We start from the raw sequence: 13957 nt of genomic DNA, 5'->3' as shown, positions 1-13957 counted from the left end.
TTAAAATAGCGAGGGATGGTTGGCCGCGTCTTTAATCTCTGGGTAATGCGCTAGAAAGAGCTTTACAACTTGAGGGTCAAACAGAGTGCCCGCTTGCGCGGCGATATATTCAAGAGTTTTATCCTCAGCCCACCCCTTTTTATAGACCCGCTCTTCGAGCAGTGCATCATAAACATCAACCACCGCAAATAACCGAGCCGCCAACGGAATCGCTTCCCCCTTAAGGCCTTCAGGGTAACCACTACCATCCCAACGTTCGTGATGGCAGTAGGGAATATCAATAGAGGGTTTAAGAAACTCGATATCACGCATCAAATCACGGGCGATCACCGGATGCGTGCGCATCAGCGCCAACTCATGCTTATCCAGCGGACCGGGCTTAATCAATACCGAGTCGGGGATCCCCACTTTACCGGTATCATGCATCAAGGCGCCACGGGCGATATGCGTGAGCGCATCCCCCTCAATACCTTGCAGACTGGCTAGCTTAACCGTCATCCGAGTCACCCGCAGACTATGCACACCGGTCTCTTTATGGCGGGTATCCATCACCTGCACCCATCCCTGTAGGGTCTGATCATAGCTTTTGCGCAGCTGCAGGTTGACCTTTTCAAGCCGCTGTAAGTCCGCGCGCATCAACAATAACAGTAACACTGACGTCGCCGCGACAAAGGTGAAGCCTTTTAGACTCTGTACCAAAATAATGGTGTCGGCGGAGGTGAATAATATCGCCACCAGCGAATCTGAAAAGAAAATCCACAGCGAAGCGAATAACAGATAGATCAACACCGTCCGGTAGTAAGGTTTTATCATCAGATACCTCGGTCAAAAAACCACTCTGTTTACTGTCTTTTAGAAAAGATTAATACCGCGCGACTGTCAATAAATTAAATCGACATAATTGATCCGCAGTTGACTATTTTCTGTTAAAGCTGCCCAAGCTTTAACAGGATTCGTCTCACCAGAGAATCTTCTTGCTGCGCAGCCTTAGGCGCTACCTCCACGGCTTCACTATCCTGAGCAAGGCCTAGCGAACCATCCAATGGCAAGGTGACATAAGGGTTACTATTGCCTTGCAGTGCGGTGATCAACTCATTACGTTTAAATTCCCACTGATCCACAGGATCCAGCTTGCTCCACGCGGCAAACAGTTTTTCCTGCTTTGAGCTGATGTTTAACCCATATTGATCACGCATATAGAAATAGGTACGGGCGATATCACCTTGACGGTTGAGCGGTGGCTCGACCTTGCGCTGCTTAAAATTGACCTCCATATCACAACGGCCATAGACCCGCGGCTCCCCTGCTAACTGGGCGAAGCTGTAATTAGAACGATCACCATTCACTTCACCAATGGCAGGCACCAGGTTGTGCAGATCAGATTCCATACGTTTAAAAGTATCGACGCGCTTACAGGCTTTGCGACCGCCCGTCTGCCAGCACTGCAACTGATGGCCAAACGCCCATGCGGGCACCACATGCTCCCATTCAATCCGCGCCGCCCGGTTAGCATTTTTTCGCGGAATATAGCCGCAGCTGTCCCAATCAGGCACCAGCTTTTTACCCGCCAGCTTGTAGTCACAACCACAATAAAAGCTCACCGGGTTTTCCTGATACATCTTTGCTAACAAGCGTTTTGATTTACTAAAAGACGGCGCTGAATCAGCGAGCACACAGGCAGACAGGAACCACACGCACAGTGCAGCGGCAACACGCAGGGACATAAGAATTCCTTACACATACAACAGAAATCCGTCCCCGAAACTCACTATCCTTAGCGAGGGTTAAAAACAAAAAAAGATGAGATATAGATGAAACAAGCCGAGCTTACTTACGGTTGCCGATCCGATAATTACCGGTCTGGTGAAACTGTACCACCTGTTTACGCTTACGACCGATCAACAAAGGACCATCATCGAAGAACAGGAAGTTTTTCCAATGGCGACGATAAATTTCCCAGGTGGTTTCAATCACATGTTCACTGCTATAACAAAACCATACCACCGTGCCATCATCCCATTGCAAATGCTCCGCCAGCAACTCAGGCAGGGCTTCGTTGTCAGATTCCCAGCGCTGTTGCCAATGATCGGTTTCTAGCCAAGTGTGCGATTTATTTGCCCAGTCATCCGCACCAAAGAGGCTTGGATGGTTGCACTGCGTGCTGATCTGCTGCGTCCACACCTGTTCAGCACGGGCTTCGGTCAGCGGTTTAATTTGGGCCAGATCCTCATCACTGATGGGTAGATCTTTATGCCTGAAGATCCAGGCTCTTTTATATTGCTCGACCGGCAAATAACTCATGATAACTCGATGATTTCATATTCAATTAAAGGCGCGCACACTATACCAGAATGACACCGAGCAACAATCACAACAGCCCCTTAACCGGTAAATTCACACACTCAGGGTAAGCTTATCATCCGCAACGGATCAGCGCAGCCGACGAGCCTGCCAAAAGTGCCCTGCCCAATAAGGATTATCCACCCTTGAAATGATCACTCCTTGGCTCGTCGATGCATGTAAAAACTCACCTTGGCCAAGGTAGATTCCCACATGACGTACTTTCACTAAGGAGCGATAAAATAGCAGATCACCGGGACTCAGCAACGCCGGCTCAAGCCGCTCACCTACCCTAGCCTGCGCCTGTGTAGTGCGCGGAAGGGCAATGCCAAACTGCTGCCTAAATGTCTGCTGTGTGAAACTAGAACAATCGATCCCTTGCTTATCGTTGCCACCTAGACGATAGGGAACCCCTTGCCACACCTGATAATGCTGCAACAACCGATGCCGCACGGTCGCCGCCGATTGCTGACCTAACGATGAAGCCCCGACATCATGCGGCGCTTGCTTCATCTCATCCGCATAATGGGACTGACGAGCACAGCCACTTAGCACCAAACTCAGCAGACAGAACAACGCAATCACACCTTTCATCTTGACCACCTATTGATTGGTACATCCCTATACGTGATTCTTTTTTGACACCAGAAGTCGCGCCGATACACTACAGCCTATTATTCTCGTTCATCAAAGGAAACAACAATGCTGCACATTTTGCCAGAAACAGCGGGGGATATTATCGTAATTCAGGCGACGGACACGCTTACCGCAACCGACTATCAGGATATCTTTGTGCCGTTGCTCGAAGAGAAAGTCGCCGCCCATGGTGCAGTACGCTGCCTGATCTATTTAGATCATAACTTCACCGGCTGGGAAGCGGGTGCGCTATGGGAAGATACCAAACTAGGGTTAACCCACCGCCAAGATTTTATTCGTCTGGCGGTTGTCGGCGGTGCACAATGGCTTGATTGGGCGGTAAAACTGGGGGAGCATTTTATCACCGGCGAAGCACAACACTTTACTGAAAGTCAGTTTTTACAAGCCCTACACTGGATCGATGCCGGTTAATCTAGCCACAACCAAGCAAGCTAATGAGTCATTTAACCGACCGCTACAGGCCGACACTCAGGCGTGGGACAAGCGCCCTTGAGCCCAGCAAGCGATGGCGCCCCATAAAAATACGCTGGAAGGGCCATTTTCAGCGCTAAACCTTGATCTGATACCGGGGTAAATGATGCATTTCTGCTACGCTGAAGTTATGCATATTTTCGGTAGATGACGATCATGAACATGAGTAGCAAAAACAGGACGTTTAGCGTTGCTAGCCAGCCCAATGATGCCCCCAAATGGCACACTTTCAATGACCAACAGGTTAGCAATCAACTGCATACTTCTGCGCAAGGACTCACCTCGGAGGAGGCTGCCCAGCGCTACAACCAATACGGTGCCAATCAATTACCCCCAGGTAAACGCCGCAGCGCCTTAATGCGTTTACTGGCACAGTTTCACAATGTCCTGATCTATGTTTTGCTGATCGCGGCAGTTGTCACCGCGCTACTCGGCCACAGTATTGATTCCGGGGTTATTATTGCCGTTGTCTTGATCAACTCACTGGTCGGTTTCATCCAAGAAGGCAAAGCCGAGAAAGCCATTGATGCGGTGCGTAATATGCTCTCTCAGCAGGCGGTGGTCATTCGTGATGGGCATCGCCAGCAGGTACCTGCCGAGGTGCTCGTGCCCGGTGACATCGTCTTTATACAATCTGGCGACCGGGTGCCCGCTGATCTTCACCTACATAAACTCAAAGAGCTCAATATAGAAGAAGCACTGCTCACCGGCGAATCCGTCCCCGTGTTGAAGCAGCCGCAACCGGTGCCCGCCGATGCCGCTCTCGGTGATCGTACTAACATTGCTTTTTCCGGCACGCTGGTGACCTACGGCCAAGGGACTGGCACCGTGGTTGCTACCGGTGCGCAAACCGAGATTGGCCGCATCAGCACCCTGCTCGCCGATGTGTCTGCCCTGACAACCCCCCTTACCCGCCAATTGGACAGCTTCGCCCGCTGGCTAACCGGTGCTATATTGCTCATCGCGCTAGCCACTATGTTGTTCGGTTCTTGGGTACGCGGTTATGCGCTGGAGGATATGTTCCTCGCCGCCGTAGGACTCGCCGTTGCCGCCATACCCGAGGGTTTGCCCGCAGTCATCACTATCGCCCTCGCTATCGGGGTACAGCGGATGGCCGACCGCCGCGCCATTATTCGTCGTCTGCCGGCAGTAGAGACCCTCGGTTCGGTATCGGTTATCTGTTCCGACAAAACCGGCACCCTAACCCGCAATGAGATGACCGTGACCACCGTGGTATCGGCCTGCTGCAACGCCGACATCAGCGGCGGCGGTTATAACCCCCACGGCACCTTCACCTGCAACCATCAAGACCTAAATCTCAGTAACCTCGTCGAATTACAGCAGCTGTGTCGCGCCAGCATTCTCTGCAATGAAGCCCAGCTACGGCAGAAAGGGGATGACTGGTTTATCGAAGGCGACCCTACCGAAGGCGCATTATTAGTGCTCGGGGCAAAATCCGGTCTCGACATTACCGAGTTGCATCTTGAAATGCCCCGTGATGATCTTATTCCCTTTGAATCACAGCACCGTTTTATGGCCACCCTGCACCATGACCATAACGGCAACGGTGTTATCTATATCAAAGGCGCAATCGAGGCCATCCTACCCCGCTGCCAATGGCAGATGACCAATGGCCGAGAAGAACCTGTAGATAGTCATTACTGGAACCTGCAACAGGAACAGGTCGCCAAACAGGGAAGAAGAACCTTGGCACTGGCCATGTTAATGGTCGATGAAAACCATCGTATCCTGCATTTTGATGATGTTAGCCAAGGACTCGTCATGCTCGGTTTGGTTGGCATTATTGATCCTCCCCGCGAAGAGGCCATTCAGGCCGTCGCCGAATGTCATCGTGCCGGCATCAAAGTCAAAATGATCACCGGCGACCATGTTGCCACCGCCTCGGCCATCGCCCAACAGATGGGGATTACCGATAACCCTCGGGCCATGACCGGCAATGAAGTTGAACAGATGAGTGATAGTGAGTTGGAGGCACAGGTAGAACAGATCGATGTGTTTGCCCGCTCTAGCCCCGAACATAAACTGCGTATCGTCCAGGCTCTGCAAGCGCGTCAACATGTCGTCGCCATGACCGGTGATGGTGTCAACGATGCTCCCGCCTTAAAACGGGCCGATGTCGGTACAGCGATGGGCATTAAAGGCACTGAAGCGGCGAAGGAAGCCTCTGAGATGGTGCTAGCCGATGATAACTTCGCCTCCATCACCCATGCGGTTGAAGAGGGTCGTACGGTCTTCGATAACATCAGTAAGTCGATTCTATTTATCCTGCCCACCAATGGCGGTGAAGCATTGACTGTATTGGCCGCTATCGCCCTCGGTACCATGTTACCGGTGACACCGGCACAGATTCTCTGGGTCAATATGATCACCGCGGTAACACTGGCGCTCTCCTTGACCTTCGAGTCAACCGAACCCGGCGTGATGGCGCGACCACCGCGGAACACCCGCAGTCCGATCTTATCGCCCTTTATGATCTGGCGTATCGTATTTGTTTCCCTGTTGATGGTTACCGGCACCTTCGGTCTGTTCCTTTTGGAGCGCAACGGTGGCACCGATATCGACACCGCCCGCACCATCGCAGTGAACACGCTGGTTGTCATGGAGGTATTCTATCTACTCAATTCACGCTACCTCACCCGCTCCGTGCTCAGCCGTGAGGGGTTGCTGGGCAATCGCTTTGCCCTCTATGCCATAGCCGCTGTCATGCTATTTCAACTGCTATTTACTTACCTGCCTATCATGCAGTTATTCTTCCATACCAGCGCCATCGGCCTGCTCGCTTGGGGAAAAATCCTCATCGTTGGTTTAATACTATTTCTCGTGGTTGAGCTGGAGAAAAAACTACTGCATCGATCAGCAAACACGCAATAAACAACTTAGCCACCCAAACTGGGGTTTCTCTTTTGCTATTACGACACCACATAGGGCATAATTGATCGTTTATTATACACATCAGGGGGAATTGAACATGATCAAGCGTCAAACCAAATCCGAACTGCGCAAACAATTGCAGCTGCAAACTCAAGCCTTTCTCAAAAAAGGCGGGGAAGTAGCGGAAGTTGAAACCGGCGCGACAGGTCTGATCAATGGCTCCTATCGTAACGCCGGATTTATTCTGAATCCTCAGCGGCAAGAACGTACACCACTTAATGGGGTACTTGCACAAATCGATGCTCGCAAAGCGGAGCGCACGCAGAGAACACCAGTGGTGCAAAAAAGCACTCGCCAGCGCAAAAAAGTCATCTATGATGATTTCGGTGAGCCATTGCGCGTCGTGTTCGAATAATAACGCCTCACCTCTCGCTCTATGTAACACCCCAACAGAGTAGCATCTAACAAGCTGCGCTTTACCGACAGCAGCTTACTTAACAGATGACACACTCAGGCTTAACGCCCCAGTACCTGATTGGCATCAACATCAACAATCAGGCTGGCCGGCACGGTCTTTTGACACTGCATGCTGCATAGCCAAGCGCAACCGTCACTCCCGCTCAGATTAAGCCCGACCTCAAGCATTGAATACTCTGTCTCAAATATTGAGTGTCATAAGCTAAACCCCGATGATTAACCCGCCAGTACGTCTGGGTGATCGATTAGCAACGCTGCAGACAATGACGGGTTTTCACCAAGTTCTCCTTGAGGCCCGCCTTCTGGATGACCACCGGGTATGCATCTCACATCCTTTAGCTATCGTTTATACAAACACATTCAACAACCCCTATCCCACTCAAGAAAGAAGACTCATTAACAAAAAACGACAGGAAACAGTGCTACCTACTTACCTATACAGGGGCAACGTTGCCAGTGACTGAGAAAAATTGAATTTAATCAACCCAGCGCTGTCTTCAGCTAGTATGTGTTTTTTATGTGATCGTTAAAATAAGAGCGAATCTAAATGAATTTAATCAAACGCCTCGCACTCTGCGTTGTCTGCTTGGCAGCGGCACTTTCCCTCAACAGCTATGCTGCGCCAAAATCAGAGCTGTGGAAACACTGGCAACAACAAAATCCACAGAGTAAAACTGTCATTACACACAGTGAATGGGACCACTTTCTGTCAACCTACATCGTGACAAATAACGACAGCAATCCCCTGACACAGGGAATTAATACCTTCAACTACGCCAAAGTGACTCCCAGCGATAAGCAGATATTAAAAACGTACATTGCCAAGCTCTCCGCCCTGCCCATTAGTGACTATAGCCGTGATCAACAACGCGCTTACTGGATCAATCTTTACAATGCGTTAACCATCGACGTAGTACTCGACCACTACCCGGTTAAATCCATCATGGATATAAAACTCTCCGGCTTCTTCACCCGGGGCCCATGGGAAGAGAAACTAATTACGGTAGAGCAACAACCTATCAGCCTTAATGATATAGAGCACCGCATTCTGCGCCCTATCTGGAACGACCCTAGAACCCATTACGCCGTTAACTGTGCCTCCCTTGGCTGCCCAAATCTAAGCACCGTAGCTTATACCGCAGAAAATATGGAGCAACAACTAGAACAGGCAGCAAACGCCTTTATCAACCACCCACGCGGAGTTAACGTCAGCAACGGTAAGTTAATCGTATCGAGCATCTATAACTGGTTTAAAGAAGACTTTGGTACCAGTGATGCACGGATTATCGAGCACTTAAAGCAGTACGCCCAAGCTCCGCTGAAGCAGCAACTCGGGGCTATTCAAAAGATCTCAGATGATCAATACGATTGGCAGTTGAATGAAGTACGCTAGCGACTCAAGTATGCCTTAGCGGATAACCGCTGAGGCCCAACACGGCTTTAAAGAATGAAGCCGGTGTCACCCAGACTGCACCGGCGCCCATATCCTCCACTTAACGCGCCCACCTAACGCTCTCATACCTGTCATTTTGACCTGTTGCCCCGGCCCTCGGTTAATACAGGCACAATCAGGCATCAGCCTGTGACACTCCTCGCTTTTAAGGGAGAGTATGCTATAAATAATAATGAGTTCGCTATAAAGGTTTCAACGTCCTAAAAAGTTCGATAATAGGTTGTGAAAGTAAGTTTTAATCAGAGCGAAAACCTATCTCCTATTCGTGCAAGTATCTTATCGAGCCCAAGACTAAATGACATCGAAAAACAGTAAGATCAAAAAAGCACTACCCTTCCTGACACTTATCTTCTTTCTGTTCTCGTTGTTATTGATATGGAGTTTTCTGACGCTCAATCACAGTAATTACTTTCATCAACTCAATATACGTCATATCAAACACACAACGGAGTTAATGGGGTTAATATCTGAACCCACAAAACTACTCACAACAACGCCTGTCGATATCAACCACATCCGTAGCGCTATCCTCAAAATTCGCAATCAACCGGCAGAATGTTTATCGATCATCGATAGCACTGATCAGTTATTGATGCGTTTAATTGGTACCAACGCAGTCATCTCTATTTGTGAACGCGACCTCAACAGCGCCGATGAAGCCTTAGAAACACTTACACGCTATGAAAATGGCGATATCAACAAACAGGTACTCCAAAGCCAGTTAATAAAGGCATTAGCTGAGTTCAAAGCGAATTCAACTCAATTTGAAGCACCGGTTGAAAAAACCGCCAACTTTATCGCCAACATGACTATCGGGATCATCATTCTGGCTTCAATTGTCGTTTTGGTTTGTACCATCTTGTTATCCCGTGCCGTTTCAATCGTACTCACCCATCGAGAAGCGGCAATGAAAGCCCTCGCAGCAAGCGAAGCGCGTAACAAACAGCTGGCCTATAACGACACCTTAACCGGCTTACCCAATCGAAATTCACTGGAGTACACCATCAATACGGCGATTGCTCGGGCAACTCGCAGCAAACAACAGTTTGCGGTCATGTTTATAGATCTTGACCAGTTTAAAGATATCAACGATAGCTTAGGCCATACCGTCGGTGACCAACTACTGATCGAAATGGGTAAGCGTATAGCCCATATTGTGCGCGAAAACGACTCCGTGATACGTTTTGGCGGTGATGAGTTTGTCGCCGTCACAGATTGTTTTGAATCACTTGAAACCACCGATTTTATTGCCCACAGAATTATCGATACCATCAATAAACCGGTTAAATTAACCAAGATTGAATCATATATTACGGCCAGTATCGGCATTGCCTGCTACCCCCAGAATGGGGAAAATGCCACCACTCTGTTAAAACATGCCGATACCGCTATGTATCAAGCCAAAAATGCGGGTAAAAATCAGTATCAAGCCTATGACCAGCACATGGCAACAAAGCAAAACCGTAAACTCAGCATCGTTAACCAGCTTCACCAAGCCATTAACAACGGCGAGTTCAGCCTAGCCTACCAACCGGTGGTGAAGCTGGCAGATGGTAGCACCGTTGGCAGCGAAGCGCTGTTACGCTGGACTAACGCTGATAATGAAATCATTGGGCCCGATGAGTTTATTCCGATCGCGGAAAGTTCAGGTCAGATCATTGATATTGGTAACTGGGTTTTGCAACAAGCATGCCTGCAGTGTCGCATTTGGCACGACGCCGGTGCCACAAACCATGCAATGGCTATTAACGTCTCTTCTCATCAGTTGAAAGACCCACTGTTTACTAAGCGACTCGCAGACCTGTTAACCCGCTACTCCTTACCCGCTGAGTGCATACATATTGAAATCACAGAAAACAGTGTCATTTCCGAAGATCAATACAGTGTTGCCACCCTACACGAGTTGGATGAGTTGGGTACTCGGTTACTGCTGGATGATTTTGGTACCGGTTATTCCTGTTTAAGTTATCTGAAAGATTTACCCTTTGATGTATTAAAAATCGACAAAAGCTTTATGCCGGCACACACCACCATTGCATCCACCATTATTGCTATGGGGCATGAGTTGAATATGGAAGTCATTGCCGAAGGCATCGAAACCCGAGGCTGTTATGAATACCTTAAAAACCTAAACTGCCAATATGGTCAGGGTTACTTATTTCAAAGACCGGTTCCACCCGATGAGTTCGACATTTTTAAACGCTTCGATTGAATCGAGTTCTATAATGAGACAAGCATCCCGGTTGTCCGCCCCTAAGCAACGGACTCAATGTCCTCTAGCCAGCGAGTTTCTCGCTAAGGGCTAACCCTTAGCGTCAGTGGTGATAATAAATTCATTATCATTCGGAACTGAGTATTCTTCACACTGGGTGGCAGCCGATGCATATTGATCCTGTGAAATATCGACCCAGTAAGCATCACCGAACCAGTTAAACAGATAACGCTTATCAACAAACTGTGAATAGTGATGCCCTACGATATACTTCGGCTCTTCTGATGCGATATCAGCCTCTGGCTCAGATTGCCGTTGATCATATAAAGCATTTCGTCTTTTCTCCATAAAATGCAAATAAAGATGCTCATCACATAGCAATAGGTGCTTAGGTTCCGCACCTCTTTTCGACCAAATAGCCTGTTCAGGCTTCAACTCAATGGCATATGTAAAGACATCGGATACTTTATAGATATGGCCAGTCACAACGCCTTTTTCGACTTCGTTCTGATCCATTTTTTCAACCATCAAGACATGTTCGCTATCTAGTTGAACACTCTTATTGCTAACTGCCGTGGCAGTAACAGACCGATCACAACCGGCGAACATCATGCAGAATAATGGCACAATACCTAAAGCGATTTTTTTATTGAATATAACCATAGATAACAACGCCTTTTATATTCATGAGTAGTGAGTGTTAACCTTGAGCCCTATACTGTGACCCAGATTCAATCGGCTATTGCCGGTTTTCTTGCTGAGCTTGCAGCGCTCCGTTTTACTACCCAACGCCGTAACGTTCAACAACCGCGAACTCGCTGCTTAATTGCAGGTTTGATGGCCCACTATCCGACGATAATAAACTAGGGTCAAGCGACTAAGTGGGCAAACAATCCTCATGAACACCCGTTAATGGTGGCCTTTTAACCCACCTCTACACGATTTCGCCCCTGCTCTTTGGCACGATAAAGCGCTTTATCCACTCGAGCGATAAGCGTATCAGCAGATTCATCGGGTTGATGAACAGCAACCCCGAGACTGGCATTAAGCTCTCTTTTTTCAGGGAATTCATGCGCTGCAATCCGTTGCCTTAACTGTTCGGCCAATGTCTCACCCCCCTGCCGATCCGTGTCGGGGCAGATAACCAAAAACTCTTCCCCGCCCCAACGGCCAACGATATCACTCTGGCGTATGGCGCCGGTTAACAGTGCTGCAAACTCCTTCAATAACTCATCACCAACTAGGTGACCAAAACGGTCATTCACCCGCTTAAAGTTATCGATATCCAATAAGATAATCGAGAATTCACGTTGGGTTCGTTTAGAGCGTTTAATGGCATAGGAAAGATCTTCATCCAACTTCAGGCGATTATAGATGCCGGTCAGTGCATCGGTAATGGACTGCCGTTTAAACATCCTGTTTTGATCTTCAAGTTGAATCTGCGCATCATGCAGCTCATTGAGCGTATCGCGAATCTTTCGGTTCGCTTGGGCTAGATGACGATTCCAATATAACGAGACGATGAGCACTGTTCCCAGCACCAGCAAGGTCAACCATAACAGGGTGTAATCAGTGACCTTCTCAATGGTAATCGCTATCCACTTATCACGAATACTCTGCCCCTCTTTTGGATCGATGTGCAGCACCGCTTTTTCAAATGCGCTGGCCAGTAACGGTTCATCATTGCGAGTAGCAACCGATAGCTCATATCGCAATGGCAGACTGCCGGTCACCGCCAGTTTATTCAGGTTAAGGGATTGTATGGCGAAGGCTACCGCGCCCTGTGCGCCGATATAGCCAAAGACTTCGCCTTGATACACCAATTCCATCGCTTCGATATTATTTTTCACCTCAACCAAGACAACACTGGGGTAACGCTGTTTGAGTTTATCAATGGCAATATCCCCCTTGATCACCGCAAACTGGGTGCCGGCCCCCTCAAGGCTTTCTTCGACAAAAATACGGTCATAACGGGTGACAACCGCTAACGGCAGATAAAAATAGGGCATCGTGAAATCGAGAAAGGTTCTGCGCTTATCGCTGGCATTGATCTGCGACACCACATCACACTCGCGACGCTTAGCCTTACTGATTAAGTCGTTCCAATCTTGTACCTTGGGCACCACCATCTTGACGCCCAACATATTGGCGAAGATATCAAAGTAATCTTTCGATAACCCAGCGTGCTGACCATCCTCAGCGACCCCATCAAAGGGCAGTCGGTCAGGATCAACACAGACGCTTAATACTTTTTTAGCACTTAAATAGTCTCGTTCAGCTTGGGTGAGCCCAATATCAACGGCGGGCTGGGCAATGACAGGATTGATGGCAAGGAGAAGACAGCCGATCAGTAGGATAAAAAACAACTTCAGAACAGCCATTTTCTGGCTCATGTTTATATACAAGGCTTGTCCTCTGTCTTGTATTTCAAAATTGGTATGTGCGCCATAGCGAGTTTAGCGACCTCATCAGCATGGATGGAGTCCCTGATGTCATAATAGCTTAGACGCGACGGCATCACCTCATCTAATGCTCGATTCTAAACAGCCTTTGAGCATAAGCCACACAGATAACTGGGCAGTCAGGAGTAGAATACACTGGACGATAGATAGCAGATTGCGATTAGCTAAGCTTATCTATCGGCACGGCAATGTCGTTACAAACAGCGATCACAAAAACGACACGCGGCGACTTCAGCGAGAATAGCTGAGAATAACGCCCTTAAACGGATTTTCCATAAAATCAGGCTGGGCGGGACGGTCGATTGATAGTGTGAAGCCGGCTTCTTCCATCGCTTTACTAAAACGGGCATGCCGTCCACGGCCTGGATCGACCAGTATCACCTCACCTTCAGGGTTGCTGTGCTGACAGATGAAGTCAGCCAACTGTTTCACATGCTCATCTTCATAGAGAAGATCACTACCGATAATGAGATCAAACTTCCCCAAATCAGTCTCTGGATCAGCCCAGCCGGTGCGGACAAACGGCACCCGAGGGTCATTATTGAGATCGGTATTGCACTGCATAAAACCTTCGGCACGGGGATGGTAGTCGGTGGCGGTGATATCCGCATGGAGATGATTCAACAGAATACTGGTTAGGCCGATGCCACAACCGACTTCGAGGATACGCTTATCTTTAAAATCAGTGTGATACAAATGATGGGCCAGCACCTGACCCGATGGCCAGACAATACCAAATAAAGGCCAAGTGGCGGATGAGATGCCTAAGGCTTCAGCCTCGCCAGCATCATCTTCAAATTCCTGATTACTGCGAAGACTTCGCAGGTGAATATCAACTTTATCAAACTCATGGGTTTCGTAACGAACGCGTACTGGCATAGAGACTCCTGCTAAATTAGGTAAATAGCAGATGGCTTGAAATACAACAGTGACGTCACAAGGAATATGCTTTGAACGGTCAGATTACAGTAGATCTAGCTAAATAGCGAATGG

General features: G+C 48.6%; 13 protein-coding genes. 5 read left to right on the top strand and 8 right to left on the bottom strand.

The features are described from left to right. From AC0L4K_RS07370 to AC0L4K_RS07355, 4 genes are all read right to left on the bottom strand, one after another. On the bottom strand, positions 1–813 hold the full coding sequence (locus AC0L4K_RS07370) for an HD-GYP domain-containing protein (protein ID WP_417225538.1): 813 nt from the start codon (positions 811–813) through the stop codon (positions 1–3). A gap of 113 nt (positions 814–926) precedes the next feature. Continuing rightward, on the bottom strand, positions 927–1724 hold the full coding sequence (locus tag AC0L4K_RS07365) for an endonuclease (RefSeq protein ID WP_473268794.1): 798 nt from the start codon (positions 1722–1724) through the stop codon (positions 927–929). 103 nt (positions 1725–1827) lie between these two features. Continuing rightward, positions 1828–2301, bottom strand: coding sequence for a DUF2947 domain-containing protein (locus AC0L4K_RS07360; protein ID WP_417225535.1), 474 nt, complete (start codon positions 2299–2301; stop codon positions 1828–1830). A 129-nt stretch (positions 2302–2430) separates the two neighbouring features. Beyond that, positions 2431–2934, bottom strand: a complete 504-nt coding sequence (locus AC0L4K_RS07355; protein WP_473268793.1) for an NlpC/P60 family protein — start codon at positions 2932–2934, stop codon at positions 2431–2433. A gap of 108 nt (positions 2935–3042) precedes the next feature. Between AC0L4K_RS07355 and AC0L4K_RS07350 the strand changes: the two genes are divergently transcribed. The 3 genes from AC0L4K_RS07350 (at position 3043) to AC0L4K_RS07340 (ending at position 6775) form a co-directional block, all read left to right on the top strand. Continuing rightward, positions 3043–3408, top strand: a complete 366-nt coding sequence (locus AC0L4K_RS07350; protein WP_473268792.1) for a SpoIIAA family protein — start codon at positions 3043–3045, stop codon at positions 3406–3408. A 222-nt stretch (positions 3409–3630) separates the two neighbouring features. Continuing rightward, positions 3631–6360 (top strand): cation-transporting P-type ATPase, encoded by a 2730-nt coding sequence (locus AC0L4K_RS07345; protein ID WP_473268791.1) that lies wholly within the window; start codon positions 3631–3633, stop codon positions 6358–6360. Positions 6361–6457: 97 nt separating this feature from the next. Then, entirely contained in the window at positions 6458–6775 is a 318-nt protein-coding gene (locus tag AC0L4K_RS07340) for a hypothetical protein (protein ID WP_417225527.1), read from the top strand. A 101-nt stretch (positions 6776–6876) separates the two neighbouring features. Here the strand turns inward: AC0L4K_RS07340 and AC0L4K_RS07335 are convergent, their stop codons facing one another. Beyond that, positions 6877–7005, bottom strand: a complete 129-nt coding sequence (locus AC0L4K_RS07335; protein ID WP_417225525.1) for a hypothetical protein — start codon at positions 7003–7005, stop codon at positions 6877–6879. A 379-nt stretch (positions 7006–7384) separates the two neighbouring features. On the opposite strand from AC0L4K_RS07335, the gene AC0L4K_RS07330 reads away from it, so the two are divergent. Continuing rightward, on the top strand, positions 7385–8230 hold the full coding sequence (locus tag AC0L4K_RS07330; protein WP_473268790.1) for a DUF547 domain-containing protein: 846 nt from the start codon (positions 7385–7387) through the stop codon (positions 8228–8230). A gap of 355 nt (positions 8231–8585) precedes the next feature. Then, positions 8586–10502, top strand: coding sequence for a putative bifunctional diguanylate cyclase/phosphodiesterase (locus tag AC0L4K_RS07325; protein WP_473268789.1), 1917 nt, complete (start codon positions 8586–8588; stop codon positions 10500–10502). Positions 10503–10592: 90 nt separating this feature from the next. Here the strand turns inward: AC0L4K_RS07325 and AC0L4K_RS07320 are convergent, their stop codons facing one another. The 3 genes from AC0L4K_RS07320 to AC0L4K_RS07310 form a co-directional block, all read right to left on the bottom strand. Next, positions 10593–11165: a hypothetical protein gene (locus AC0L4K_RS07320; protein ID WP_473268787.1), complete on the bottom strand. Its 573-nt coding sequence runs from the start codon at positions 11163–11165 to the stop codon at positions 10593–10595. Positions 11166–11425: 260 nt separating this feature from the next. Continuing rightward, entirely contained in the window at positions 11426–12883 is a 1458-nt protein-coding gene (locus tag AC0L4K_RS07315) for a diguanylate cyclase (protein ID WP_473268786.1), read from the bottom strand. Positions 12884–13195: 312 nt separating this feature from the next. Beyond that, positions 13196–13843, bottom strand: a complete 648-nt coding sequence (locus AC0L4K_RS07310) for a class I SAM-dependent methyltransferase (protein ID WP_417225516.1) — start codon at positions 13841–13843, stop codon at positions 13196–13198. Positions 13844–13957: the final 114 nt, after the last annotated feature.

The organism is Amphritea sp. GJ51-11 (assembly GCF_055808735.1).
This window is presented reverse-complemented; position numbering and strand designations above follow the sequence as displayed.